Origin of the sequence: Micromonospora thermarum (genome assembly GCF_012034245.1) — a bacterium.
Lineage (GTDB): Bacteria > Actinomycetota > Actinomycetes > Mycobacteriales > Micromonosporaceae > Micromonospora > Micromonospora thermarum.
This window is the reverse complement of sequence record NZ_JAATEO010000049.1, coordinates 1-26,323: the sequence shown is the minus strand read 5'-3', so window position 1 is coordinate 26,323 and position 26,323 is coordinate 1. Positions and strand designations below refer to the sequence as shown.

At 72.5% G+C, this 26,323-nt stretch carries 22 protein-coding genes and 1 pseudogene; 16 read left to right on the top strand and 7 right to left on the bottom strand.

The window, feature by feature from the left end:
• Nucleotides 1-582 precede the first annotated feature (582 nt).
• Nucleotides 583-1,890 (top strand): aspartate aminotransferase family protein, encoded by a 1,308-nt coding sequence (locus HCJ94_RS27825; protein WP_168003984.1) that lies wholly within the window; start codon nucleotides 583-585, stop codon nucleotides 1,888-1,890.
• Between the two features lie 17 nt (nucleotides 1,891-1,907).
• Nucleotides 1,908-3,398, top strand: coding sequence for a CoA-acylating methylmalonate-semialdehyde dehydrogenase (locus HCJ94_RS27820; RefSeq protein WP_168003983.1), 1,491 nt, complete (start codon nucleotides 1,908-1,910; stop codon nucleotides 3,396-3,398).
• On the opposite strand, the gene HCJ94_RS27815 is transcribed toward HCJ94_RS27820, so the two are convergent.
• Nucleotides 3,370-4,821 carry an acyltransferase family protein gene (locus tag HCJ94_RS27815; protein ID WP_168003982.1) on the bottom strand — a complete coding sequence of 484 codons (1,452 nt, stop codon included), beginning with the start codon at nucleotides 4,819-4,821 and terminating at the stop codon, nucleotides 3,370-3,372. The two genes, HCJ94_RS27820 and HCJ94_RS27815, sit on opposite strands and share 29 nt — an antisense overlap.
• A 186-nt stretch (nucleotides 4,822-5,007) precedes the next feature.
• Between HCJ94_RS27815 and ngcE (HCJ94_RS27810) the strand changes: the two genes are divergently transcribed.
• From ngcE (HCJ94_RS27810) to HCJ94_RS27800, 3 genes are all read left to right on the top strand, one after another.
• Nucleotides 5,008-6,423 (top strand): N-acetylglucosamine/diacetylchitobiose ABC transporter substrate-binding protein, encoded by a 1,416-nt coding sequence (gene ngcE / locus HCJ94_RS27810; protein ID WP_168003981.1) that lies wholly within the window; start codon nucleotides 5,008-5,010, stop codon nucleotides 6,421-6,423.
• A 68-nt stretch (nucleotides 6,424-6,491) separates the two neighbouring features.
• Nucleotides 6,492-7,400 (top strand): carbohydrate ABC transporter permease, encoded by a 909-nt coding sequence (locus HCJ94_RS27805; RefSeq protein ID WP_168003980.1) that lies wholly within the window; start codon nucleotides 6,492-6,494, stop codon nucleotides 7,398-7,400.
• Entirely contained in the window at nucleotides 7,397-8,305 is a 909-nt protein-coding gene (locus HCJ94_RS27800) for a carbohydrate ABC transporter permease (protein ID WP_168003979.1), read from the top strand. The genes HCJ94_RS27805 and HCJ94_RS27800 overlap by 4 nt, the downstream gene beginning before the upstream one ends.
• 108 nt (nucleotides 8,306-8,413) lie before the next feature.
• Here the strand turns inward: HCJ94_RS27800 and HCJ94_RS27795 are convergent, their stop codons facing one another.
• A complete protein-coding gene (locus HCJ94_RS27795) occupies nucleotides 8,414-9,400 on the bottom strand; it encodes an N-acetylglucosamine kinase (protein ID WP_168003978.1) in 987 nt (328 codons plus the stop codon).
• 191 nt (nucleotides 9,401-9,591) lie between these two features.
• On the opposite strand from HCJ94_RS27795, the pseudogene HCJ94_RS27790 reads away from it, so the two are divergent.
• From HCJ94_RS27790 to HCJ94_RS27740, 11 genes and pseudogenes are all read left to right on the top strand, one after another.
• A pseudogene (locus HCJ94_RS27790) lies at nucleotides 9,592-10,536 on the top strand (MurR/RpiR family transcriptional regulator); the annotation flags it as partial.
• Between the two features lie 176 nt (nucleotides 10,537-10,712).
• Entirely contained in the window at nucleotides 10,713-11,462 is a 750-nt protein-coding gene (locus tag HCJ94_RS27785; RefSeq protein ID WP_168003977.1) for a sugar isomerase domain-containing protein, read from the top strand.
• Nucleotides 11,463-11,486: 24 nt separating this feature from the next.
• Nucleotides 11,487-12,887: an N-acetylglucosamine/diacetylchitobiose ABC transporter substrate-binding protein gene (gene ngcE / locus HCJ94_RS27780; RefSeq protein WP_168003976.1), complete on the top strand. Its 1,401-nt coding sequence runs from the start codon at nucleotides 11,487-11,489 to the stop codon at nucleotides 12,885-12,887.
• Nucleotides 12,888-12,910: 23 nt separating this feature from the next.
• Entirely contained in the window at nucleotides 12,911-13,852 is a 942-nt protein-coding gene (locus HCJ94_RS27775) for a carbohydrate ABC transporter permease (RefSeq protein ID WP_168003975.1), read from the top strand.
• 13 nt (nucleotides 13,853-13,865) lie between these two features.
• Complete coding sequence (locus HCJ94_RS27770) at nucleotides 13,866-14,822, top strand: carbohydrate ABC transporter permease (protein WP_168003974.1); 957 nt, start codon at nucleotides 13,866-13,868, stop codon at nucleotides 14,820-14,822.
• Nucleotides 14,823-15,359: 537 nt separating this feature from the next.
• Nucleotides 15,360-16,571, top strand: a complete 1,212-nt coding sequence (locus HCJ94_RS27765) for a helix-turn-helix transcriptional regulator (protein ID WP_168003973.1) — start codon at nucleotides 15,360-15,362, stop codon at nucleotides 16,569-16,571.
• A 159-nt stretch (nucleotides 16,572-16,730) separates the two neighbouring features.
• Nucleotides 16,731-16,901: a hypothetical protein gene (locus HCJ94_RS27760; protein ID WP_168003972.1), complete on the top strand. Its 171-nt coding sequence runs from the start codon at nucleotides 16,731-16,733 to the stop codon at nucleotides 16,899-16,901.
• 106 nt (nucleotides 16,902-17,007) lie between these two features.
• Entirely contained in the window at nucleotides 17,008-17,226 is a 219-nt protein-coding gene (locus HCJ94_RS27755) for a hypothetical protein (RefSeq protein WP_168003971.1), read from the top strand.
• Complete coding sequence (locus HCJ94_RS27750; RefSeq protein WP_168003970.1) at nucleotides 17,223-17,396, top strand: hypothetical protein; 174 nt, start codon at nucleotides 17,223-17,225, stop codon at nucleotides 17,394-17,396. The genes HCJ94_RS27755 and HCJ94_RS27750 overlap by 4 nt, the downstream gene beginning before the upstream one ends.
• Nucleotides 17,397-17,409: 13 nt before the next feature.
• Nucleotides 17,410-19,095, top strand: coding sequence for a bifunctional 3'-5' exonuclease/DNA polymerase (locus HCJ94_RS27745; RefSeq protein ID WP_168003969.1), 1,686 nt, complete (start codon nucleotides 17,410-17,412; stop codon nucleotides 19,093-19,095).
• A 142-nt stretch (nucleotides 19,096-19,237) separates the two neighbouring features.
• Nucleotides 19,238-19,831, top strand: coding sequence for a nucleotidyltransferase family protein (locus HCJ94_RS27740; RefSeq protein WP_168003968.1), 594 nt, complete (start codon nucleotides 19,238-19,240; stop codon nucleotides 19,829-19,831).
• A 1-nt stretch (nucleotide 19,832) separates the two neighbouring features.
• On the opposite strand, the gene HCJ94_RS27735 is transcribed toward HCJ94_RS27740, so the two are convergent.
• From HCJ94_RS27735 to HCJ94_RS27715, 5 genes are all read right to left on the bottom strand, one after another.
• The gene (locus tag HCJ94_RS27735) at nucleotides 19,833-20,732 is read right to left on the bottom strand and encodes an amidohydrolase family protein (protein ID WP_168003985.1); all 900 of its coding nucleotides are present in this window, start codon (nucleotides 20,730-20,732) and stop codon (nucleotides 19,833-19,835) included.
• Nucleotides 20,729-21,538, bottom strand: a complete 810-nt coding sequence (locus HCJ94_RS27730; RefSeq protein ID WP_168003967.1) for a metal-dependent hydrolase — start codon at nucleotides 21,536-21,538, stop codon at nucleotides 20,729-20,731. The genes HCJ94_RS27735 and HCJ94_RS27730 overlap by 4 nt, the downstream gene beginning before the upstream one ends.
• A gap of 99 nt (nucleotides 21,539-21,637) precedes the next feature.
• On the bottom strand, nucleotides 21,638-23,488 hold the full coding sequence (locus HCJ94_RS29745) for a serine/threonine-protein kinase (protein WP_309227465.1): 1,851 nt from the start codon (nucleotides 23,486-23,488) through the stop codon (nucleotides 21,638-21,640).
• A gap of 64 nt (nucleotides 23,489-23,552) precedes the next feature.
• Nucleotides 23,553-25,226, bottom strand: coding sequence for a serine/threonine-protein kinase (locus HCJ94_RS27720; protein ID WP_168003966.1), 1,674 nt, complete (start codon nucleotides 25,224-25,226; stop codon nucleotides 23,553-23,555).
• 148 nt (nucleotides 25,227-25,374) lie between these two features.
• Nucleotides 25,375-26,323 (bottom strand): glycosyltransferase family 4 protein (locus HCJ94_RS27715; RefSeq protein ID WP_168003965.1); only part of this gene is annotated, 949 nt, incomplete at its 5' end.

The following is a 26,323-nucleotide window of genomic DNA, read 5'->3' as shown; positions in this document are numbered from 1 at the left end:
GCCACCCGCCGCAGGGGGTCGGGCATGGTGACGCGAGCACCGTCCGGCGCTCACAGAACTTGGGGGAGATCCCAGCGACCACGTCCGGGGGTGCCTCGTGGTGTCGGGTCCAGATGTAACGACCGGCCGGCCGCCGTCATTCCGGGGCCGCGCACCCGCCGCCGAGGGCGGCCCTGCTCGATCGTCCAGGTGATGTAACGCCCGCACCCCCGCCAGGATTCCGACCCGGGCCCCCGCCCGAACCGGACATCGGGGTTGAGGTGGAACGCCGATCCGGACATACGGGGTCAGGTCACGCGCCACGCACGGACGGAGATCCTGGAAGATGGGGCCCCTCCAGGGGCCGCGGCTTCCCGGACCGGGCGCCGAACCGTCGTTGGCGGACGAGACAGGCACCCAACGGATTTCGTGGCCGAGAGCCGCCCCGGCAAGGGAACGTGCACCCCCAGGCGTAGACGGCACGGGAATCCGTTGACGCGCTGTCAGGTCGTCGGGGATCGTGCGCTACACAGTGACAGTTGTCCCTCGCTCGGCCCGAATGAGAGCGTGCGGTAACCGCGAACGCCGCTGAGAGGTGCCACGATGACCGCCGACGACCTGCTGGCCCGGCACCGGGCCGTGCTCCCGTCCTGGATGCCGCTCTACTACGCCGAGCCGATCGAACTGGTCTCCGGCGAAGGCCGCCGGGTCACCGACGCCCAGGGGCGCACCTATCTGGACTTCTTCGGCGGGGTGCTGACCAACATGATCGGCTACGACATCCCGGAGATCCGGGAGGCGGTGGAACGTCAGCTCCGCACCGGCATCGTGCACACCTCCACCCTCTACCTGATCCGGCAGCAGGTGGAGCTGGCCGAGAAGGTGGCCCGGCTCTCCGGCATCCCGGACGCGCGGGTCTTCTTCACCAACTCGGGCACCGAGGCCAACGAGGCGGCGCTGCTGATGGCCACCAACCACCGCCGCTCGCACCAGATCCTGGCCGTCCGCAACAGCTACCACGGCCGGTCGTACGCGGCGATGGGCGTCACCGGCAACCGCGGCTGGTCGGCCAGCCCGTTGAACCCGTTGCAGGTGGCGTGGCTGCACTCCGGCGAGCGGCTGCGCGGCCTGCTCGCCCGGCTGCCCGAGGCGGACCGGATCGACGCGGCGGTGGAGGACCTGCGCGAGGTGCTGGCCACGCAGACCGCCGGTGACGTGGCGTGCCTGATCGCCGAGCCGATCCAGGGCGTCGGCGGCTTCGTGCACGGCCCGGACGGGCTGTTCGCCGCCTGGAAGAAGGTGCTCGACGAGCACGGCATCCTGCTCGTCTCCGACGAGGTGCAGACCGGTTGGGGGCGCACCGGCGAGCACTTCTGGGGATACCAGGCCCACGGTGTCACGCCGGACCTGCTCACCTTCGCCAAGGGCGTCGGCAACGGATTCGCCCTCGCCGGTGTCGTCGGCCGGGCCGAGGTGGTCGAGTCGGTGCCGGCCATCAGCTTCTCCACGTTCGGCGGCAACCCGGTCTCGACGGCGGCGGGCAACGCCGTCCTGGACTATCTGCTCGACCATGACCTCCAGGCCAACGCGGCCCGCGTCGGCGCGATCCTCGCCGACGGCCTGCGCGCCGCGGTGGGCGACCTACCCGAGGTCGCCGAGGTACGCGGCAAGGGCCTGATGCTCGGCGTCGAGTTCGTCCGGCCGGGTACGGGCGAGCCGGATCCGGCTCTGACCACGCGCGTCTTCGAGGCGTGCCGGGCCGGCGGCCTGCTCGCCGGCAAGGGCGGCCTGTACGGCAACGTGCTGCGGATGGGTCCGCCGCTCACCCTGACCGAGGACGAGGCCCGCGAGGGGCTCGCCATCCTGGTCGACGCCATCCGCTCCGGCGTCGCCGAGGCGGTGGCCCGGTGAGCGCGAGGAGTGAGCCGGTGAACCTGATCGGGCACTTCGTCGACGGCAAGCGCGTCGTGGGCGCGTCCGCGCGACGCGGCGACGTCTTCGACCCGGCCACCGGTCGGCGTACCGGGGAGGTGGAGTTGGCCTCCGCCGCGGACGTCGCGGCGGCGGTCGAGGCCGCCGAGCGCGCCGCGCGGTCCTGGCGGGACGCCTCCCTGGCGAAGCGGACGTCCGTGCTGTTCGCCTTCCGGGAGCTGGTCCACGCCCGGCGGGACCGGCTGGCCGAGGTCATCACCGCCGAGCACGGCAAGGTGCTCGCCGACGCCGCCGGCGAGGTGCAGCGCGGGCTGGAGGTCATCGAGTACGCCTGCGGCGTCCCGTCGGCGCTGCGGGGCGGGTTCAGCGAGAACGTTTCCACCGAGGTCGACTCGTACTCGATCCGGCAGCCGCTCGGCGTGGTCGCGGTGATCAGCCCGTTCAACTTCCCGGTGATGGTGCCGCTGTGGTTCGTCCCGGTGGCGGTCGCCGCCGGCAACGCGGTGGTGCTGAAGCCCAGCGAGAAGGACCCGAGCGCGGCGCTGCTGCTGGCCGAGTGGTTCGCCGAGGCCGGCCTGCCCGACGGGGTGTTCAACGTCGTCAACGGCGACAAGGAGGCCGTCGACGCCCTGCTGGACCACCCGGCGGTGAGGGCGGTGTCGTTCGTCGGCTCCACCCCGATCGCCCGGTACGTCTACCAGCGCGGCTCGATGGCCGGCAAGCGGGTGCAGGCGCTCGGCGGGGCGAAGAACCACATGGTGGTGCTGCCCGACGCCGACCTGGACCTGGCCGCCGACGCCGCCGTCAACGCCGGCTTCGGGTCGGCGGGGGAGCGGTGCATGGCGATCTCCGCCCTGGTCGCGGTCGAGCCGGTCGCCGACGCCCTGGTCGCCAAGATCGCCGAGCGGATGGCCGGACTGCGCACCGGTGACGGCCGGCGCGGCTGCGACATGGGCCCGCTCGTCACCGCAGCGCACGCCGAGCGGGTCCGGTCGTACGTCGAGGCGGGCGTGGCGGCCGGCGCGGTGCCGGTGGTCGACGGCCGGGACGTCGAGCCGGACGGCGACGCGAGCGGTTTCTGGCTCGGGCCGACTCTGTTCGACCGCGTCACCCCGGACATGTCGATCTACACCGACGAGATCTTCGGGCCGGTGCTGTCCGTGGTCCGCGTCGGCTCGTACGACGAGGCGGTCGACCTCGTGAACGCCAACCCGTACGGCAACGGCACGGCGATCTTCACCAACGACGGCGGCGCGGCCCGGCGCTACCAGCACGAGGTGGAGGTGGGCATGGTCGGGGTCAACGTGCCGATCCCGGTGCCGATGGCGTACTACTCCTTCGGCGGCTGGAAGTCCTCCCTCTTCGGGGACCTGCACGCCCACGGTGAGGACGGGGTGCGGTTCTTCACCCGGGGCAAGGTGGTCACCAGCCGCTGGCTGGACCCCCGCCACGGCGGGGTCAACCTCGGCTTCCCCACCCAGACCTGAGCAGCCGTAGGACGCCCGCCCCGGCCAGGTACGCCACCAGCGCCAAGGCGGGCAGCCCGAACGGCTCCGGGGCGGAGCGCGGGGTGACCGCGTTGTCGACCAGCGCGTACACCACGGCGGCGAAACCGGCGGCGGCGAGCGTGGCGCGGCCGGCGGCCCGCCACCGGCGGCCCGGTCCGCCTCCGGCCGACGGCCCGGGGCCACGGGCCGCCGGCGGCCGGCCGGTGCGGGCCTCCACCGGGCCGAAGACGGCGACCAGGACGGCGAGCACCACCGCCAGCATCAGCACCCACGGCAGTCGCCAGGCCGCCCAGGCGGCGGAGCCGGGCGCCGGGGTCGGCAGCAGTCCGACCGCGTCCAGCGCGCCGACCAGCAGGATCGTCGCGGTCAGGTGCCACAGGAAGACGGTCAGCACCACGGCGTTGACGGCGATCACCGCCATCCAGGGCCGGTCGCGACCCAGCCAGCGCTCCGCGCGGTGACGCAGCAGCAGGATCAACCCGATCTGCGCGGTGGTCAGCGCGAGCAGCGCCAGGCTGGGGGGTGCCGCGTTGTCCAACCGCTCGCCGGGCACGTTGATCATGCTGACCGGGTACGGGCCGGGCCAGGTGAGCAGCACCGCCGCCGTGAGCCCGCCGAGCAGCGCCGTCCACCCGGCCCGCCGGGACAGCGGCAGCCGGCGCGACCGCAGCCCTCGCCGCTCGCCCCGGTTCTGCGGCTCGGGGCTCACCGAGGTGTCGGGTGGCCGGGCGGGCCCGTCGGACGGGCCGTGGCAGGCGTCGTACCAGGCGAAGCCGAGCTGGTGCACGGCCAGCCAGCCGAACAGGTAGTTCGGCAGGGCCGCCTCGGCCGGGCCGAGCCCTCGGCCGAGGTCGCCCAGGGCCACCAGGGCGGCCAGCGCGAGCGGCACGAGGAGCCCGTAGCGCCGGTGCAGCGGATGCATCACCGGGGTGAGCGGCACCACGGCCAGGTACGCGGCGAGGAACCACAGCGGGATGGTGGCGAACCAGACGACCGCCCGGACCAGCGCCGGCTCGGCACCGAGTAGTCGGGCGACCAGGGCCGCGGCGGCGAGCACGACCACCAGCACGGTCGTCGGCCGCAGCAGGCGGGCGCTGCGGCCGAGCAGCCACCCGGTGGCGTCACCGCCCCGACGGCGGTGGGAGGTCAGGGAGGCGGCGTTCGCGTACCCGCCGACGAGGAAGAACACCGGCATGACCTGGACCACCCAGGTGAGCGGGTACGCCCACGGCAGCTCGGGCAGCGCGGAGCGGCCGGTGGGCTGCCCGGCCTCGTCGTAGCCGATGCTGGCGACCGCCCAGTGACCGAGAACGACCATGACGATCGCCAAGGCCCGGAGCAGGTCGACGTAGCGGTTCCGGCCCGCCGGCGTGGCCTCGGCGAGCCGGCGCAGTCGGCCCATGGCCGCAAGCGTAGGCGACCCGGGGTGGTAACGGTTCGGTCTTCGGGTCTTGAAGTCCGGCCGCTCCTGTCGTAGAAATTCTTCAGCAATATTCGTCTAACTGAAGACAAATTCCCCCTGCCTCGCGCGGCGACCCACCACCCCCCTTGCCCGGTGGCCGCCGGAGACCCGATCCGAGGAGCGATGATGAACAGGCGTGACATCCTGCGGCGGACCGCCACCGCCGGCCTCCTGGCCACTCCGGCCGCCGGCCTGCTCGCCGGCTGCGCCACCGGTGGTGGCGGTGACGAGGGCGACGGCGGCACCTACCAGGGCACCAAGACCGAGCAGAACCCGCTCGGGGTCAAGGAGGACGCCCCGCTGGAGGTGGTGATCTTCAACGGCGGCTTCGGCGAGGAGTACGCGAAGGCCCACGAGGCCATGTACACCGAGAAGTACCCGAAGTCGACGATCAAGCACTCCGCCACCCAGGAGATCAACAAGACGCTCCAGCCGCGCTTCGTCGACGGCACCCCGCCGGACGTGGTGAACAACTCCGGCGCCGGCCAGATCGACTTCAACGGGCTGGTCTCCCAGAACGCCATCGCCGACCTCGGCGAGCTGCTCAACGCGCCGAGCCTCGACGTCCCCGGCAAGACCGTCAAGGACACGCTGCTGCCCGGCGCGGTCGAGGTCGGCTCGTACGACGGCAGGTTCCTGGTGTTGAACTACACCTACACCGCGTACGGCATCTGGCACTCCACCAAGCTCTTCGCCGACCGGGGCTGGCAGTACGCGAAGACCTGGGACGAGCACATCGCGCTGTGCAAGCAGATCAAGGCGGCCGGGATCGCGCCGTGGACGTACGCCGGCAAGCACCCCCGCTACATGAGCTGGCCGCTGATCGCCACCGCCATCAAGTTCGGCGGGCCGTCCGTCGCCTCCGCCATCGACAACCTCGAGCCGAACGCGTGGAAGTCCGACGCGATGAAGGCCGCCGCGGACGCGTGGCACCAGATCGTCAAGGACAAGTACATCCTGGACGGCTCGCCGGGCCTCGACCACGTCCAGTCGCAGACCGCGTGGTGCCAGGGCAAGGCCGCCTTCATCTCCTGCGGCTCCTGGCTGGAGAGCGAGCAGAAGAAGGTGACGCCCGAGGGCTTCAACATGACCATCCAGCCGACGCCGAGCCTGGGCAGCGGCGACAAGCTGCCGTTCGAGGCGATCCGCGGCACCGCCGGTGAGCCCTTCATGGTGCCGGCGAAGGCGAAGAACGTCGCCGGCGGCCTGGAGTACTTCCGGATCATGCTGTCGAAGAAGGGCGCCCAGGACTTCACCCGGAAGGTCTCCAGCCTGACCGTGGTGGCCGGCTCCACCGAGGGCGTCGAGCTGCCGTTCGGCCTCGGCACCGTGGTCAAGGCGCTGGACGCCTCCGGCAGCACCGGCTTCAACTGGGTCTACAACAACTACTACCGGAAGCTGGAGCGGGAACTCGTCGACGCCGCGTGCGGCGAGTTCTTCAGCGGCCGGATCGGCCCGGCCGAGTTCCTCGACCAGTGCCAGAAGGGCGCCGACTCGATCGCCCAGGACAGCTCGATCAAGAAGTACAAGCGGGCCGCCTGACATCCGGCCGGTGGGGACGGCATCATCCGTCCCCACCGGCGCACCGCCTTCGGGAGTAGGACCTTCTCGTGAGACACGGCAAGTACCCGCTGATCGTCACGTTCCTGGTGCCGCCGCTGCTGCTCTACGGCATCTTCGTGATCTCGCCGTACCTGCAGGCCTTCCAGATCTCGACCACCGACTGGCTCGGCTACTCGGCCGAGGCCGATCCCGTCGGGCTGGCCAACTTCGAGCGGCTGCTGGACGACGGTCGGGTGTGGAACGCGTTGAAGAACAACGCGTGGCTGCTGGCCGTGGTGCCGGTGCTGACCATCGGGTTGGGTCTCTTCTTCGCCACCATGCTCGCCATGGGCGGTCGCAAGGGCCGGGCCGGGGTGACCGGCGTCCGTGGCACCTCGGTCTACCGGATGGTCTACTTCTTCCCGCAGGTGCTCTCGGTGGTCATCATCGCCCTGCTCTGGCGGGAGGTCTACCACCCCAACAGCGGGCTGCTCAACGGCGCGCTGGGCGCCGTCGGCCTGCCCACCCCGACCTGGCTCGGCGACCCGCGTACGGCCTTCTGGTGCGTGCTGGCGGTGATGGTCTGGAGCAACGTGGGCTTCTACGTGGTGCTCTTCGGCGCGGCCATGTCGGCCATCCCGCGGGACATCTACGAGGCGGTGATGCTCGACGGGGCGTCCCGCTGGACCACCCTGCGGAAGATCACCATCCCGCTGCTGTGGGACACGGTGCAGGTGGCCTGGATCTACCTGGCGATCGCGGCGTTGGACGGGTTCATCCTGATCCAGCAGATGACCAACGGCGGCCCCAACTTCTCCTCCGACGTCATCGGCCTTCGGATGTACGAGACGGCGTTCGGCAGCGAGAACAGGTTCGGCTACGCCTCGGCCATCGGCGTGGTGCTGTTCTTCCTCACCCTGTCGGTGGCGGTGCTGGCACTGCGGGCCGCTCGACGTGATCGGATCGAGTACTCGTGACCATTCTCGACAAGCCCGCGTCCGACGGCACCGCCGCCGGGGACCGGTCGGCGCCGGAGGTCCGGAAGCTGCGCCGGGAGACCGGCGGCGCCAACGTCTTCTCGCACGGGTTCCTGGTGTTCTGGGGCGCGTTGACCGTGCTGCCGCTGCTCTGGATGTTCCTCAGCTCGTTCAAGAGCGACGCGGAGATCCTGGCCGACCCGTGGGGGCTGCCGGGCGCGTTGCGGTTCGAGAACTGGGCGCGTGCCTGGACCGAGGCGCACATCGGCCAGTACTTCCTGAACAGCGCCATCGTGGTGGCCGGCTCGCTCACCCTGACCATGCTGCTGGGCGCCACGGCGGCCTACGTGTTCGCCCGGTACGAGTTCCCCGGCCGGCAGGTCTTCTACTACCTGTTCGTCGGCGGGATGATGTTCCCCGTATTCCTGGCCCTCGTGCCGCTCTTCTTCGTGGTGCGCAACGCCGGTCTCTTCGGCACCTGGACCGGTCTGATGCTGGTGTACGCAGCCTACTCGCTGCCGTTCACGGTGTTCTTCCTGACCGCCTTCTTCCGGACCCTGCCGACCGCGGTCGCCGAGGCGGCGCTGATGGACGGGTGCGGTCACTTCCGGCTCTTCTTCCGGGTGATGCTGCCGATGGCGCGACCGGGATTGATCAGTATTGCGATCTTCAACTTCCTCAGCCACTGGAACCAGTTCATCCTGCCGCAGGTGCTGATGCAGGGCGACGACTCCAAGTGGGTGCTGGCCCAGGGGCTCGCCGCGCTCGCGGTCAGCCAGGGCTACCAGGGCGACTACAGCGGCCTCTTCGCCGGTCTGACCATCGCGACGCTGCCGGTGCTGGTGGTGTACATCGCCTTCCAGCGCCAGATCCAGACCGGCCTGACCGCCGGCCAGCTCAAGTAGCGAGGGCTGGCCGCCGCGTCAGATGCGTGATCCTGCTCGATCCGTGATGTAGTGGCCTCCCGCGCGGCAGGAGGCCACTACATCCACGTTCGAGCGTGACCTCGGCGCTCAGCGGGTGGGGACCAGGCGGGCGTGCAGCGCCTCCGGGTCGGTGACCTCGGGCAGGTCCCGGGCGGCGAGCCAGGCCGCTGCGGCCGCCCCGTCCCCGGCGAGGCGGACCGGCGCCTCCGGCCAGTGTCGCCGCACCTCCGCCCGGACGGCCGCCGCGAGCGGCGTGTCACCGGTCAGCAGGCCGCCGCCGAGCACGATCGGCGTGGTGGCGCCGGCCGGGCGGATCCGGGCGGCGCTCGCCGCCAGATGGCCCGCGGCCTCGTCGACGAGCCCGCGCGCGACCGGCTCGCCGTCGACGGCCGCCGTCACCACCAGGGGCGCCAGCCGCGCCAGTTCCACCGGCGGGCGTCGGGTGACCGCCTGGATCAGGGTGTCGACCGTGTCCCGGGACCGGGGCGCGACCTCGGCCGAGCCGAGCAGGTCGCGCAGAACGGCGGTGCCGAGCGGGCCGGGCGTCTCGCCCCGGTCCAGGTCGGCGAGCACCCGGCGGACCGCCTCCCGCCCCAGCCAGAAGCCCGAGCCGGCGTCGCCGAGCAGCCAGCCGTGCCCGTCGGCCACCCGGTCCAGCCGCAGGTCGCGGACCTGTGCCGCGATCGCCCCGGTGCCGGCGATCAGGATCGTCCCGTCCGGTGCGGCGGTGCCCGACGCGTACGCGACCAGCGCGTCGCCGTGCACCGCGTACGGGCAGCGCAGCCCGGCGTCGTGCCAGGCCCGGTCGAAGGCGGCCCGGCCGTCCGGGTCGGCGAGCAGTCGGCCCGCCCCGGCCAGCCCGATGACGCCGGCGCGCACCCGTGCCGGGTCGACTCCGCTGAGCGCGGCGAGCAGGGCGCTGCGCAGTTCGCGGGCGGCCGCCTCGGCGCCGTGGCTGGTCGGGTTGCCGCCGCCGGCCCGGCCGGTGCCGAGCCGTTCCCCGTCCAGGGTCACGGCGGTCGCCCGGGTGGACGTACCCCCGACGTCGAGACCGACCACGACGGTGCCGGACACCCGCCCACCTCCTTGATCGAATGTCGCGTTCATGCTGGTCGGCCGGGAGGCGCCGGGCAAGGCGAGGGCGCCCCTCCCGGGCTGTGCGCCAGGTAACAGTTTGAAAACTTCGCCCACGGTCTTGACACGAAGGGCCCTTCAGTAAGAACTTTTACCACTAACAGTTAACAGTCTTTTCGAAAGGGCGTCCGATGGTTGATCACGAGGTGGACACCGCCGCGGGGACCGCGGTGGTCGACGCCGACGGGTTCGACCGGCGGGGCGCCGGGGTCGCCGCCGACGGCGTGCTGGCCCGCGTCCGGGCCGGCGCCGGCGAGTTGACCGGAGCGCTGCGGCGGGTCGCCGAGCACGTGCTCAGCGACCCGGAGGCCGCCGCCCGCGCGACGATCGTGGAACTGGCCGAGCGCAGCGGCACCTCCCCGGCCACCATCACCCGCTTCTGCCGGGCGATGGGCTTCGAGGGGTACGCGGACCTGCGGCTCGGTATCGCCGCCGAGACCGGCCGGGCCCGGTCGGCCGGGTGGACCGTCGACATCGGGCGCGAGATCCAGCCCAGCGACCCCCTCCGCCGGGTGCTCGACCAGATCATCGCCGCCGACACCCGGGCCATGCACGACACCGCCGCGCTGCTCGACCTCGCCGAGGTGGAGCGGGCCGCGGTGGCCATCGCGGGCGCGAGCCGGGTGAACATCTTCGGCGCCAGCGGCAGCGCCCTGGTCGGCGAGGAGATGCAGTTCATGCTGCACCGCATCGGGGTCGCCGCCTGGGCCTGGAACGACGTCCACGAGGGTCTTGCCTCGGCGGCCCTGCTGCGCTCCGGCGACGTCGCGCTCGGCGTCTCGCACAGCGGTCAGACCCGGGAGACCATCGAGATGCTCGCGGAGGCCGGCAGCCGGGGCGCGACGACCGTCGCCGTGACCGGCTTCCCGCGCTCGCCCCTGGCCGAGCTGGCCGACATCGTGCTGCTCACGGCCAGCCAGGCCACCACCTTCCGCCCCGACGCGCTGTCCGCCCGGCACCCCCAGCTCGTCGTGCTCGACCTGCTCTACATCGCCGTCGCGCAGCGCACCCACGACCGCGCCCACGCGGCCTTCCGGCGTACCGCCCAGGCCGTCGACGGGCACAAGGCCGCCAAGAGGCTGTCGGGAAGCCCCGGGGCGAGCGAGGCGGAGTCCAGCGGGCGATCCGGCAAGGCGGAGGGCGGGCCGGATACCGGTGCTGTATCCGGCCCGCCCTCCAACGCCGCCCGTCGGCGGCTGGGCCCGCCGCAGCCGCAGCGGGGCGTCCCGACAGCCTCTGAGGGGACCGCCTCATGATCAGCGCCCAGCGGTACGCCGACGCGGTCCGGCCGGTGCTCGACCGGCTGGTCGACTCCAGCACCGACGCGCTCGCCTCCGCCGCCGACCTGATCGCCGACAGCCTCCGCGCCGGCGGCGTCCTCCAGGCCTTCGGGGCGGGGCACTCGGAGGCGTTCGCCGCGGAACTGGTCGCCCGGGCCGGCGGGCTGGTCCCCACCAACCGGCTCTCCATCCACGACCTGGTGCTGCACGGGGACGCGCCGCGCGACGTGCTCGCCGATCCGAAGCTGGAGCGCGACCCCTCCATCGCCCACCAGATCTACGCCCTCGCGGCCCCGCAGCCGCAGGACGTGTTCGTGGTGGCGTCCCAGTCCGGCATCAACGGCTCGGTGGTCGAGCTGGCGACGCTGGTCACCGGGCGCGGTCACCCGTTGATCGCGGTCACCTCGGTCGAGCACACGGCGCGGGTCGCCCCTCGGCACCCGTCCGGGCACCGGCTCGCCGACATCGCCGACGTCGTGCTGGACAACGGCGCGCCGTACGGCGACGCACTGCTGCCGCTCGAGGGCGGCGGCGCGGTCTGTGCGGTCTCCTCGGTCACCGCGGCGCTGCTGGCGCAGCTGCTGACCGCCGAGGTCGTACGACGGTTCCACCAGGCCGGCGAGGTACCCCCTATCTACCTCTCCGCCAACGTCCCCGGCGGGGACGAGCACAACCACGCCCTCGAGTCGCGGTACGCCGGGCGCCTCCGGCGGACCGCCTGACCGAATCCCAAGGAGAGTCGCATCATGTCCGTTTCCCCCGATCTCAACCGTCGGACCCTGCTGCGTCGCGCCGCGGCCGCGGGTCTGCTGGTCACCCCGGCCGCCGGTCTGCTCAGCGCCTGCGCCGGCAGCGAGCCGGCCAAGAACGACGACACCGGCGGCGCGAAGAGCAAGGACAACCCGTTCGGCGTCAAGGACGGCAGCGCCGTCAAGGTCGTCGTCTTCAACGGCGGCCTCGGCGACCAGTGGGCCAAGGAAGACATGGCCATCTTCAAGGCCAAGCACCCGAACATCACGGTCAACATGAGCTCCACCCAGAAGATCAAGACCGAAGAGCAGCCGAAGATGGCGACGCAGCCGAGCGACCTGGTCATGAACTCGGGTGCGGACAGCATGGACCGCAGCACGCTGATCAACGAGGGTGCCATCGAGCCGCTCGACGACCTGCTCACCGCGCCCGCGTGGGACGGCGAGGGCACGGTGGCCGACACGCTGCTGCCGGGCACCGTCTCCGACGGCACCCAGAACGGCAAGTTCTACGTCGTGAACGTGGCGTACACGGTGTGGGGCAACTGGTACAACGCGGCCCTCTTCAAGCGGGAGGGCTGGCAGGCCCCGACGACCTGGGACGAGTTCTTCGCGCTCGCGCCGAAGATCAAGGCGAAGGGCATGGCGCCGTACGTGCACGACGCGGTGCACGGGTACTACCCCCGCTGGGCGCTCATGGCGGGCATCTGGAAGTCCGCCGGCAAGCAGGCGGTCGTCGACATCGACAACCTCAAGGACAACGCCTGGAAGGCCGACGGTGTCCTCAAGGCGCTCGAGCCGTGGGAGAAGCTCGTCAAGGACAAGCTGCTCCTGCCGGGCAAGCTCGACCACACCCAGTCGCAGCAGGCCTGGCTCGACGGCAAGGCGGCGTTCATCCAGGTCGGCACCTGGCTGAAGAACGAGATGTCGGCCACCATCCCGCCGGGCTTCGAGCTGACGCTGTCGGACTACTGGAGCAACCCCGGCGACAAGGCGGCGAAGGACGTGTACGCCGGCTCCGGTGAGGGCTTCGTGGTCCCCAGCAAGGCCCCCAACAAGGAGGCCGCGAAGGAGTTCCTGCGCGCGATCCTGTCCAAGGCCGGCTCGGCCAAGTTCGCCGAGCTGACCAAGTCGCTGGCCTCCACCAAGGGCTCCGGCGACAACGTCCAGGACTCGGCTCTGGCGTCCGCGAACGCGCTCATGAAGAACGCGGGCCCGGACCTGATCTCGGTCAAGATCTGGGACTTCTACGCCGACCTGGACAAGGAGAGCCAGAACCTCTCCGAGGAGCTGATGGCCGGTCGCCTGACCGCCCAGCAGTTCGTCGACAAGATGCAGGCGGCCGCCGACAAGGTCGCCAAGGACTCGTCGATCAAGAAGCAGACCCGTACCGCCTGATCCCAACGGAAAGAGTGAGTCCAATGCGGCACGGTGTCGCGCGTTTCGTCACGGGCTTCCTGGCCCTGCCCGTCGCGCTCTACCTCTTCTATGTGGTCTGGCCCTTCGCGCAGGCCGCCGGGTACTCGCTGACCGACTGGGGTGGCTACTCCGATCGGCAGCAGTTCGTCGGGCTGGACAACTACGTCCGGCTGCTCTCCGACGAGCTGATCAGGAAGGCGTTCTGGCACAACGTGTTCTTCCTGGTCACCGTGCCGCTGTTCACGATCGCGCTGGCCCTGCTCCTCGCGTTCCTGCTCAACGTGGGCGGACGCGAGGACAGGGCCGGCATCCGAGGGGTCTTCGGCTCCGGCCTCTACAAGGTCATCTTCTTCTTCCCGCAGGTGCTGTCCCTGGTCGTCATCGCGGTGATGTGGCAGCAGATCTACCGGGCGGACGGCCAGGGCCTGATCAACGGCCTGCTCATCAAGATCGGGCTGGTCGACGCCGACAACCCGATCGCCTTCACCAACGACCCGGAGCCCTTCCTCGGTGTCCCGGCGGTGCTGTGGTGGCTGCTGCTGATCGCGGTGTGGAGCGGCGCCGGGTTCTACATGGTGCTGTTCTCCGCGGCGATGCAGTCCATCCCGAAGGACGTCTACGAGGCGGCGATCCTCGACGGCGCCGGCCGGTTCCACACGTTCTTCCGGATCACCCTGCCGCTGCTGCGGGACACCGTCTCGGTCGCCTGGGTCTACCTGGGCTTCATCGCCCTGGACATGTTCGCCCTGGTCTACGTCATGACGCCCAGTCAGGGCGGGCCGAACCACGCCAGCGAGATCTTCGCGTCGGTGATCAACTTCAACGCGTTCCAGAAGGGCCAGTTCGGCTACGCCTGCGCGATCGCCGTTTCGCTGGCGATCTTCACGATCCTGCTGGCCGCTCTCCAACTCCGGATCACCCGCCGTGAGCGGATCGAGTACTGAGGAGGCCTGGACGATGAGTACGGTGACCCACACCTCCGGCCGGGCCCGGCCCACCCCGCCCCCGCCGGCCGGCACCACGCCCGGCCCGGTGGCCGAGTCCGCCGCCAACGGCGTCGGCGCACGGATCTTCAACGGCTTCTCGCACCTGTTCCTCGTGGTGTGGGCGATCATGGTCGTCTACCCGCTCCTGTGGGTGGTCATGTCCGCCCTGAAGACCGACGCCGAGGTGATCCGCAAACCGCTGTCGTTGTTCCCGGCGTCACTGCAGTGGGACAACTTCGCCCGCGCCTGGACGGCGGGCATCGACAGCTTCTTCCTGAACACGTTGCTGGTGCTCGTCGGCAGTGTCTTCCTCACCATGCTGCTCGGCTCGATGGCCGCGTACGCCCTGGCACGCTACGAGTTCCCCGGCAACCGGCTGATCTACTGGATGTTCCTGTCCGGGCTGACGCTGCCGATCTACCTCGCCGCCGTCCCGCTGTTCAAGGGGGTCTACAACACCGGCGTCGTGCTCCCGCTGCTCGGGCCGAACAAGCACGTCATGCTGATCCTGGTGTACGTGGCCTGGTCGCTGTCGTTCACGGTCTTCTTCATGCACTCGTTCTTCCGGACCCTGCCGAACGCGATCGCCGAGGCCGGCCTGGTCGACGGCGCCTCGCACACCCGGCTGTTCTTCAGCGTCATGCTGCCGATGGCCAAGCCCGGCCTGATCAGCATCGGCATCTTCAACGTCCTCGGCCAGTGGAACCAGTGGTACCTGCCGACGCTGCTCATGCAGTCGGTGGCCGGTGAGCCGAAGAACCAGGTCATCGCCCAGGGCCTGATCGAGCTGTCGGTCAACCAGGGCTACAAGTCCGACTGGTCGGGCCTCTTCGCCGGCGTCACGATGGCGATGCTGCCGGTGCTGATCGTGTACATCGTCTTCCAGCGTCAGGTGCAGTCCGGCCTCACCGCCGGCGTCGGCAAGTAACCGGACGTCGACTCGCGCGTTTGCGAAAGGTGGCCGTTCCACGGGGACGGCCACCTTCGCCGTCTCAGCGGTCGCGTCCGGCCGCCGCGGCCCGGAGCGTTCTTCTGTTGGATCGGTGGTCTCGGGTGCCGTGACAGGCATCGTCCCGACACATCGCAGTATGCCGTGCGGTTCGACGGTGTCCGGTCGTTTGTGGAGTACGACGAGGCGCTGCCCGCAGTCGGCGCCGTCGACCGTTACAGGGTGACGCGGCACTTGGAATGGACTCAGGTGTCCTCGTGCAACCTTCACCTTGAGTCGACGCACTCATTTGGCACAAGCGGATGTGCCGCTGGATCGGTGCCGTGCTCAAGGATCGGCACGGCTGTGCCGAGAGGTTCCGCGAACGTCGTCGATCCAACGTCCGGCCTTACGGGTGGTTGAGGAGGCTGACCTGGCGGATCCCTACGCCAGGTCCGACACGCGGCCTCTGGTCTGCCGAGGCCGTCATGCGTACCGTCATGGGTACATGATGTACCCGAACGGTAGGTGATCTCCGTGGTCCAGCCCGAGCAACCCACACCAGGTCAGCGTGTCGAGCGGCTTCGTCGAGTTGCCGGTCTCTCCCGGGAACGCCTCGCCGGGCTCGCCGGCCTCAGCCCGACCACCGTGAAGTTCATCGAGAACGGGCGGCGTGCCCTTACCCTGCGGGCCGCTCAACAACTCGCGCCCCACCTCGGCGTACGCGACCTGGCCGACCTGTTCGGGCCGACCGTGACGCTGTCGCTCGATGGCCGACCGAGTCATCCCGCCGTCGATGAGGTACGTCGAGCGCTGACCGCCTGGCATGTCACTCTCGCGGGTGAGCCGGAGTCGACGGAGTACCTTCGTGGCGCTGTCGACTCTGCCTGGCAAACCTGGCACACGTCCCGTCATCAGCGAACCGAAGCGGGCGCGGTCCTGCCGGGTCTGATCGACAGCACTCAGCGAGCCGCTCGTCTGCACACCGGCGAGGCACGACGGGTCAGCCTCGCGCTGCTCGCCCAGGCGTACCACCTCGCCCAGGCTTATCTGGCCTGGCATGGTGATCGGGAACTGTGCTGGCTGACGGTGGACCGGGGAATGGCGGCCGCCCTGGATGCGGATGATCCATTGGCCATCGCGCAATCCATTTGGTACGCCGCTCACCTGCTGCGGGCCGTCGGCCGGGGTGACGAGGCGCTGGAACGCCTGCGGGAGGTTCGCGGCCTGATTGAGCCACGGGTGGCTGACGGTGGCACCGAGTACGCGGAGATGTTGGCCGACCTTCATCTCTGCGCGGCGTTGACCCGCGCCCGTACCGGCGATCAGGGGGCCTGGTCGGAGTGGGACGCCGCCCGCCAGGTTGTGCAGCGAGCGTTGCCCGAGGGGTTCGTGGGTCTGCGCACCAGAGTCTCCCGGCCGTTGGTGGACGTGTACGCCGTCATGTGCGCCGTTGACCTGGGGGACCCGGACGAGGCTCAGCGGCGGGCCCATGCGCTGGACCCGATGTCGATTCCGTCCACCGAGCGGCGGAGCCGGCACTACGTCGAGCTGGCCCGGTCGGCTGACCTGGAGAGCGCTCCGGAGGCCACGTTGCACCTGCTGGGCCGCGCCGAGACGACCTCACCTGAAACCGTCCGTTACTCGCCTGCAGCGCAGGACATGTTGGTCCGGTTGACCAAGGAGGCTCCGGCCTCTGTCCGGGCAGAGGCGGTCGCGCTGGCCCGCCGGGCAGGCGTCGTCGAATAGGTACGCCATGTCACCGGGTACGCCGTGTACCCCTAAGTGTTCAAACGGTTACCTAACGTCACCCCCGGCAAGGGTGGCGGAGAGTCGGCGGGCGTCCGGCTGAATCCTGCCGCCTCTGACGGCGCGTTCCCTGCGGAGCGCGCCCTTCGGGAGGTCGACATGGGTACGGCAGACCATGATCCGCGATCAAATCGCGGCGAGAAGGTCGAAGCAGCCGAGCGCGAGGCCGCGAAGCGACGACTGTTGGCGCAGGCCGAGGCGGACCGGGTGCCGTTGGAGGACACGACGCGGGCGTTGCCCGACCGGCGTTGGCGCCGCGAGCTGCGATGAGGGGCGGTGGGCGGGCGGCAGTGAATCTGTACCCGTGCTGGCCGGTCCGGTGGCAGAGCGGTCTGCCTGCGCGAACGTTGACTGCACGGCTCGGTGGGTGGAGACAGTGACCACCCACGGGCCGGTGCTGCCGATCTGGACCTGTGGCGGGTGTGGAGCCCCCTGGCCCTGCGCGACCCGGCGGCGTGAGCTGCGGGCGGAGTACGCGGACGCCCCGGTCTCCCTGGCCCTGTACCTGGGGGCGCAGCTGGTCCGGGCGTCCGAGGACCTGTCCTGGGCTCCGGCCGGCACGCTGCATCGCCGCTTCCTCGGCTGGCTGCGGTGAGCATCCTGCGGCGTGGGGACGAGAAGTTCCACTACAGCGACGGGTCGCATCGGTGGATCCCGCCCGACCCCGACTACGACCAGGACGTCTGGGACGAGCAGGTCCGCCAGCACAAGGAGTGCCACCTCGCCAACGAGCAGCCCAGGGCGCGCCTCCAGCGACTCGTCTGAGGTCCGTGGGGGAGTGTCACACCGGCGAGGCAGAATCGCGTTCGTGCTGGTGGCGATGGTGGCGGACGAGGTCGGCGGGGGAGTCCTGCAATCCCTCGACGCCGCCGGGCGGCCGGCCGCGCCGCCCGAGCCGGTCGCCGATCTGGCCGCCGCCGTCGCTGCCCGGGAGCGGGCCGACCGCCCGCGCTGGGTGTGGGCGTCCGGCGCGACGACCTATCCGGCGCTGCTGCGCGCCGGGGTGCGCGTCGACCGCTGCCACGACGTCGAGCTGACCGAGGCGCTGCTGCTCGGGCACGCCGGCCGCTGGGGTGAGCCCCGCTCGCTGGCCGCCGCCTGGGCGCGGCTCACCGGTGCGCCGGTGCCGTCGGACCCGCCGCCACGCGCGGCCGAGCCGCCCGGTCACGGCCAGGATGCGCTCTTCGAGTCGCTGCCGGGTCCGCCGGGCCCCGGCATCGAGGCCCTGACCCGGGTGTACGCCGACCAGCTCGCCCGGATCGCGGCGACCGGGCATCCCGGCCGGTTCCGGCTCCTGGTCGCCGCCGAGTCGGCCGGCGCCCTGATCGCCGTCGAGATGGGTGCCGCCGGGCTGCCGTGGCGCGTCGACGTGCACGATGCCGTCCTCGCCGAGTTGCTCGGCGAGCCGTCCCCGGTGGGCGGGCCGCCCCGGCGGCTCGCCGAGCTGACGGCCCGCATCGCCGACGCGTTCGGCGTACGCCACCTGCACGCCGACTCCCCGGCGGAGCTGGTGAAGGCGTTCGCCCGGGCGGGGGTGGAGGTGCCCAACCCGCGGGCCTGGGTGCTGCGCGGGGTCGACCACCCGGCGGTGCCGCTGGTCCTGGAGTACAAGGAGCTCTACCGGATCTGGACGGCGCACGGCTGGGCGTGGCGCGACGCGTGGGTGCGCGACGGCCGGTTCCGGCCGGAGTACGTACCCGGCGGCGTGGTCTCCGGCCGGTGGGCCACCCGGGGCGGCGGCGCGTTGCAGATCCCCAAGGTGATCCGTCGCGCGGTGGTGGCCGACCCGGGCTGGACGTTCGTCGTGGCCGACGCCGGCCAGTTGGAGCCACGGGTCCTCGCCGCGGTCTCCGGCGACGCCCGGCTCGCCGCCGCCGGTGGATCGGGCGACCTCTACGCCGCGCTCGCCCGGGACGCGTTCGGCGGTGACCGGGCCCGCGCCAAGGTGGCCCTGCTCGGTGCGATGTACGGGCAGACCGGCGGGTCGGCGGTGCCGGCCCTGGAGGTGCTGCGGCGCAACTACCCGACCGCCTTCGGGCACGTCGAGGCGGCCGCCCGCACCGGCGAGACCGGCGGCCTGGTGCGCTCCTGGCTGGGCCGCACCTGCCCACCCGGCTCGGCGGGCCTCGACGGGGAGGAGGCGGCGCCGGACGGCGGCGACCGCTCGGCGCGGGCCCGCTCGCGCGGGCGGTTCACCCGCAACTTCGTCATCCAGGCCACCGCCGCGGAGTGGGCGTCGACGCTGCTCGCCACCCTCCGCGGCGAGCTGGCCGGCGCCGCTGGCGAGCTGGTGTTCTTCCAGCACGACGAGGTGGTCGTGCACTGCCCGAAGGAGCGAGCCGACGTGGTCGCGGCGGCGGTCACCCGGTCCGGTGAGCGGGCCACCGCCCTGCTCTTCGGCGAGACGCCGGTCCGCTTCCCGCTCGACGTGTCGATCGTGGACTGCTACGCCGACGCGGCTTAGCCCACAATTTTCCCTTTTGCCCCGCTACCCCCACCCCGGAATGCTCGTTTCTCCTCATGTCCGTACGACGGAGCGGGCCGGGCCGACGCGGCGCGGCCCGCTCCACGGTGGAGGGGGCGCAGCGCTGAACCGGATCGCAGGAATGATCATCGCCGCGGGCGGGGGACGCCGGATCGGCGGCCCGGAGGCCCTGCTGCACCAGGGGGAGAAGCCCCTGGTGAGCCGGATGATCGACACGATGACGGAGGCGGGCTGCGAGCGGATCGTGGTCGTGCTGGGTGCCGCGGCCGACCAGGTGCGCGAGACGGCGGATCTCACCGGTGCCACCGTGGTGGTCAACCGGGCCTGGGGGACGGGCGTCGGCTCGTCGATCCGCGCCGGGCTGGCGGCGATCGACGACGACGGGATCGAGGCCGTGGTCGTGGTGCCGGTCGACATGCCCGGCCTGACGGCCGCGGCGGTCCGCCGGGTGACCGCGCTGCCGTACCCGGACGTGCTGGTCTGCGCCACCTACGGCGGGCTGCGCGGCTACCCGATGCTGTTCGGCCGCCGGCACTGGTCCGGCATCGCCACCCTGGCCAGCGCCGACGTCGGCGCCCGCCCGTACCTGCTGGCGCACAAGGACCAGATCGTCGACATCGCCTGCGACGCGGTGGCCGACGGCAGCCGGGTCGACAGCCCCGAGCTGATGGCCCTCTACGGCCTCAGCGTGCCCGAGCAGCGGGTCGGGGTCTGAGTCAGCCGGGCAGGTCGAACAGCCCGGCCGCGTTGCCCCAGCACACCGCGCGCAGCCACTCGTCGCCCAGATCGAGCCGGGCCAGGCCGGCGAGCTGCTCCGCGTACGGGTAGGGCAGGTTCGGGAAGTCGCTGCCGAGCAGCACCTTGCCGGCGAGCCCCAGCTCGCGCAGCCGGGGAAGCTCGTCGGCGGGGAACGGCACGAACCGGTCGAAGAACGGGGTGAACGCCATCGTGGTGTCGAGCCGTACGCGCTCGTACCGCTCGGCGAGGTCGAGGAACGCCGAGTAGTCGGGCGCGCCGAGGTGCGCCACCACCGCGGTGAGCCGGGGATGCCGGGCGAGCACGGCCGCGAACGGATCCGGCCCGGTGTGCGTGGTCCCCACCGGTGCGTGCCCGGCATGCACCACCACCGGTACGCCCGCGTCGGCGAGCAGGCCCCACACGGGGTCGAGCAGCGGGTCGGTCGGGGTGAACCCACCCACCTGCACGTGCACCTTGAACACCCGCGCCCCGGCGGCGAGCGCGTCGGCGACGTACCGGGGGGCGTCCGGCTCCGGGAAGAACGTCGCCGACGGCAGGCAGCCCGGCGTCGCGCGGGCGAAGTCGAGCGTCCACTCGTTCAGGTCGGTGGCCATGCCCGGCTTGTGGGCGTACGCGAGGGCGCTGAACGTCCGGACGCCCAGGCCCCGCAGGTACGCGACCCGCTCGGCGTCGCTCCACCGGTACCGGATGGGCCACTCGGTGCCGACCAGCGGGCCGGCCGCGTCGAAGTACGCCCACACCCGGCGCAGCAGCCGCGGCGGGAGGAAGTGCACGTGCACGTCGGCCAGGCCGGGCAGCCCGAGGCCCTGCCAGAACGCGGGCACGGCGGCGTCGTCGGCCTCCGGCGCCACCGTCAGACCTCGATGTCGAAGCGTTGCAGCACCGAGGGGGCGACCAGCCCGACGGCGGCGAGCACCGCGATCACGGTGAGCGCGGCGCGGACGACGACCACCTCGGTCTTGCTGCCGGCCCGGAGAGCGATCGAATCCGGCAGGCTGACCATCGTCCACATCCGACGCTTGATCGGGATGGGCCACAGGATCGGCACCCCGGCACGGGTGATCATGTCACCGAGGATGTGCACGAAGCTCCCGACGCCGACGGCCAGCCCGATCATGGGGTAGCCGCGGTCGCCGGGCAGGGTGGCGAAGGTGAACCACGCCGCCGCGAGCGACAGCAGGGTGACGACGACCCAGCCGGCCCGCTCGGCCCACTCGTCGAAGAGGCCGCGCAGGGCGAGACCGAACATGAAGAACAGGATGCCGATCACGGCCCATTTGCCGTACGCGGCGCACAGCGCGGTGGTGCCCCAGCCGACCAGCACGGTGAACGGGATGGTGTGGGTCAGCGTCCGGTGGCCGTTGCTGCGGCGGGGATCCTTGCTGAGCTTGGTCGCGTAGTAGACCCCCAGCGACACCTTCTCCATCACCTCGGCGATGAACAGCGAGAAGACGCCGAAGGTGCGGGCGACGGTGGCGCCGCCCTGGTTGCGGGTGACCTTCCCGGACAGGTCGAGGTCGGGGAAGAGCGCGCCGCCCGCGCAGACCGCGGTGCCGACGGCGATTGCCAGCGGCGACTGCTCGTAGCCGGCGAAGTGGTCCAGCGCCCAGGACCCGGCCAGCCACACCGCCGCGCCGGACAGCGCGTGCGACGGTCCCATCATGTCCGCTCACCTTCCCGGGGATCTTGAGCGCCGAAACTACGTCACTGTAGTTCAGCGCCGCACCCTCCGGGGTGGCGGCCGGCCGCTCACATCCGTCGGTCAGGGCAGCGGCGTGAAGCTCTGCCGGATCATCAGGAGGTACGCGTTGTTGACCGCCCAGTCGAACTCCGTGGTCAACCAGGACACCGTGTACGCCCGCCCGGTCGGCACGTTCAGCAGCAGCCGTGCCGTGTGCACGCGTACGCCGGCGGCGTTGGCCCAGGCGCACTCCCACACGGCGGCACCGTCGAACATGTCCAGCGGGGCGATCTGGAACCGGCGGTAGTCCGTGAGGAGGCCGTCGCCGGTGAGCCGCTGCTCCTCCGCCCGCCACCAGCCCACCGGGTCGGGCCGTCGCGGACCGGCCTCGACGCTGAGCATCCGGACGCCGCCCGGCTCCCGGAAGCAGGTCACCGTCCCTTCCGTCCAGCGCAGCCAGGCCACCGGCGCGGCGATCCGCCAGCCCTCCGGGTCGACGTGCCACGTCCAGCCGCGTACCAGGCGCAGCGCGCCGGTTGGCGGCGGCATCGACGGCACCGGGGCGGCGCCGGGGGGTGGCGTGGCGCAGGCGAACGCGGCCGGCCGCTCCGGTGCGACGCCTCCACCGGAACCGGCCCCCGGGTCCGGCCGGCCGCCGTCCCCGGTCACCAGGGCCGGCCCGATGCCCAGCGTGGCGAGCATCAGGAACACCGCGCCCACGACGATCCACGACCGTCGCCGTCGGGCGACCCTCGTGAGCCGCCCCGGTGACCGGGCCGGGGCGCCGTCAACGCGGATCGGCGTCCTGCCGGTGCGGGCGTGCGTCGAGGCTGCCGGCCCGGCGGGTCCGGCCGTCGGCTCTGCCGTCCGGCCGACTGCGGCACCGGCGGGTCCGTCGGCCGGCGCTGCTCCCTGGCCGACGGCAGGCCCGTCGGCCGGCGTTGCCCCCCGGCCGGCTACGGCCCTGGCAGGCCGGTCGGTCGGCGTTGCCCCTTGGCCGGCGCCCACCGGCCGATCCGGGGTCGACGTCGGGCCGGCCGCCGCCCGGCCCGGCCGACCGGCACCCGGCGGCGGCGTCGGGCCGGCCGGCCGGTCATGGTCGGCCGCCGCGGCGTGCAGCAGCGGCTCCGCCTCGGCCGCCGTCAACCGCCGCCACGGGTCGCGTCGCAGCAGGCCGGTCAGGAGCGGGCGCAGCGGGCCGGCCCGCCGCATCGGGTCGGGCGGCTCGGTGGCCAGCGCGCTCAGCGTCGCCATCGCGGTGGCCCGGGCGTACGGGGACTGGCCCTCCACGGCGGCGTAGAGCGTCGCGCCCAGCGACCACAGGTCCGTACGCGGATCGGAGATCCCGGCGCGGGCCCGCTCGGGCGCCACGAACTGCGGTGAACCGAACACCATGCCGGGCCCGGTCATCGCGCCGTCGCCACCGTCGAACGTGGCCAACCCGAAGTCGGTCAGCACCACCCGGCCGTCGTCGGCCACGAGGACGTTGTGCGGCTTGACGTCCCGGTGCAGGACACCGGCCGTGTGCGCCGCCCGCAGCGCGGCCAGCACCGCCAGCCCGATCCGGGCGGTCCGGCGCGGGCTCAGCGGCCCGTCGGTGGTGATGATCTGCTGCAGGGAGCGGGACGGTACGTACTCCATCACGATCCACGGGCTGTCGCCGTCATGGACCACGTCGTAGACGCGGACGACGTTGGGGTGGGCGAGGCGGGCGGCGGTGCGCGCCTCCCGCAGCGAGCGCAGCCGCACCTCGTACCGCTCGGCCTCGGCGAGCCAGTTCGGCGGAACGACCTCCTTGACCGCGACGTCGCGGTGCAGCATCTCGTCCCGGGCCAGCCAGACCCGGCCCATTCCGCCGGTACCGACCAGGTCGAGCAGCCGGTACCGGCCCGCGATCAGCCCCTGCCGCACTCTCGCGTTCCCCTCGGTCACCCCGTGTCACACGATAGTCAGCGGCGTGGAAATTCTCATCCGGGCGGATCGGTGGCCGGTCCGCTCAGCGGGCGCGCAGGCTCGCCCGCAGGGTGGTGAACTGCGCCGCCGCGGCCGCCCAGTCGGCGTCGTGGGTGATCCAGCCGATCGTCCAGCCGGCGGCCGGTGCCGCCAGCACCACCTGGACGGCCCGCAGCCGGCTGCCGTGCGGGGTGTCCCACGCGCACTCCCACTCCGCCGCCGCACCGGCCGCGCCGAGACGGAACTCGGCGTACCCGGGCAGGGTGCCGGCCGCGAGCGCGCGCACCCGGGCGGCGCGCAGCCGGTCCAGTGCTCCGGCGGAACCGTCGCCGGTGGTCGCGACGCTCAACGCGCGTCCGGTGGCCGGGTCCTGGAAGCAGGCCACGCTGCCGTCCCCGGAGTAGCGCCAGCCGGCCGGCACGGCGATGCGGAAGCCGCGCGTGTCGGCGTGCCAGGCCCAGCCGCGCGGCGGCCGGAACGTCTCCCCGGCGGGCGGGGCGGTGGCGACCACGGGCTCGCCGACCACCTCGGGCCGTACGCAGGAGAACGGCGGCGGCGGGAAGCCGCGCCCTCCGGGCGGTGGTGGCTTCGGGTGGTCCGGCCTGCCGTCGTACCCGCCGCCGGCGGCGGTGGCCCAGGGGTCACCCGGTGCCGGCCCGGGTCGGTGCTTCCGGTCGTCGGGGCCCGGCCCGTCGGCCGGCCGGGACCGGTCCGGACGCTCCGGCGGCTCGTCGGCCACCGCCAGGGCCGTCCCGACCCCGGCGGCGGCGGCGACCAGCAGCGCCGCCGTCGCCAGCGCCCACCGCCGGACGGCGGTCCGGTGCGCGGTGTGACGATCCGGGCCGGTGCGGCCGTCGCCGGTCGGAGCGACCGGCGCCACGGCGTCGACCGCCCGCGGGTCCGGCGACTCCGCCGCGGCCGTCAGCAGGCGCCGCGTCTCGTCGTGGTCGGTGCGATCGCCGGGGTCCCGGCACAGCAGCCCGGCGAGCACCGGGGCCAGCGGCCCGGCGTTCGGGGCCGGGTCCGGCGGTGCGACGGCCAGCGCGCTGAGCGTGGCCATGGCGGTGCTGCGGGCGTACGGGGACCGCCCCTCCACCGCCGCGTACAGCGTCGCGCCGAGCGACCACAGGTCCGCCGCCGCGCTCGACACCCCCTCGGCGGCGCGCTCCGGCGCCACGTACTGCGGTGAGCCGAGGACCATCCCGGGCCGGGTCATCGCCCCGTCGCCGCCGTCGAAGACGGCCAGCCCGAAGTCGGTGAGCAGGGCCCGCCCGTCGCGGGCGATCAGCACGTTGGCCGGCTTGACGTCCCGGTGCAGCACCCCCGAGGTGTGCGCGGCGTTCAGGGCGGCGAGCAGGTCCAGCCCGATCGCGGCGGTGCGTCCGGGCGGCAGCGGGCCGTCGTCGTCCAGCACGTCCTGGAGGGTCCGGGACGGCACGTACGCCATCACGATCCACGGGCTGTCGCCCACCGGCACCACGTCGTACACCTTGACGACGTGGGGGTGGTCGATGCGCGCGGCCGTGCGCGCCTCCCGCAGTGTGCGGAGCCGCAGCTCGTCGCGTTCCTCGCCGGTCAGCCAGCCCGGCGGGACGATCTGCTTGACCGCGACCTCGCGGTGCAGCACCTCGTCGTGGGCCCGCCAGACCCGGCCCATGCCGCCGCGCCCGACCATCTCCAGTAGCCGGTACCGGCCGGCGATCAGCACTCGCTCCACAGTGCTCCCATCCACCGCCCGGCGTACACCCTAGGCCAGGGGATGGGCGGGACCATCCGCTGAAGCGGGCGCGCCGCCGGCCCGTCCGCCGGGGCGCGGTGGCTCGGCGGCGGTCGGGAGGCCCCGGTCCGGCTCTCCCGGCCGCCGGTCAGCCGGCAGCGCCGCCCATCGCGAGGAGGTTCCCGTCGGGGATCTCGATGGTGCGCCGGCGCTCGCCGAGCCGGGTCGCGGTCCGCCGCCCGGCCGGGGCGTGCTCGCGGCGGGCCGCGGCGTACGTCCCGGCGGTGCGCGCCGCGATCGTCGCCCACCCGTACCGCTCGCCGACCATGGCGCGGGCGCGGCGGGCCACCCGCCGCGCGAACACCTCGTCGGCGAGGAGATGGTCGACCGCCCCGGCGAGGGCGTCCGGGTCGCTGTGCGGGAACGTCACCCCGGTGACCCCCGGCTCGACGATCTCGGCGAGCCCGCCGGTCGCGGCCACCGCCAATGGCGCGCCCGCCGCGGCCGCCTCCAGCGCCACCATGCCGAACGGCTCGTAGAGACTCGGCACGACGGTCGCGTCGGTGGCGCCCAGCACGGCCGGCAGTTGCGTCGAGTCGAGGAACCCGGCGAAGCGGACCGTGTCGTGCAGGTGCAGCCCCTGGGCCTGCTCCACCAGCTCCTCCCGGTACGGCCCGTCGCCGGCGATGAGCACCCGCAGCCCGGGATGCCGCCGGCGCAGGTACGGCACGGCGTGCACCAGGTGCTGTACGCCCTTCTCGTACACCAGCCGGCCGGCGTACCCGATCAGCGGGCCGTCCCCGGCGAAGCGGGCCCGGGCGGAGGCCACCGCCCGCGGACGGGCGTGCCAGGCCCGGTCGTCGACCCCGTTGGGCACCACGTCGACGTCACCGGCCGGCACCTCGAACAACGTGGTCACCTGGTCCCGCATGTAACCCGAGCAGGTGATCACCCGAGTGGCGGCGTTGCTCAGCCAGTGCTCGACGCCGTGGATGGTGCGGTTCATCTCCCCGGGGAGCCAGCCCTGGTGCCGGCCCGCCTCGGTGGCGTGGATGGTGGTGACGAGGGGCAGGCCGAGGTGTTCGGCGAGGGTGATG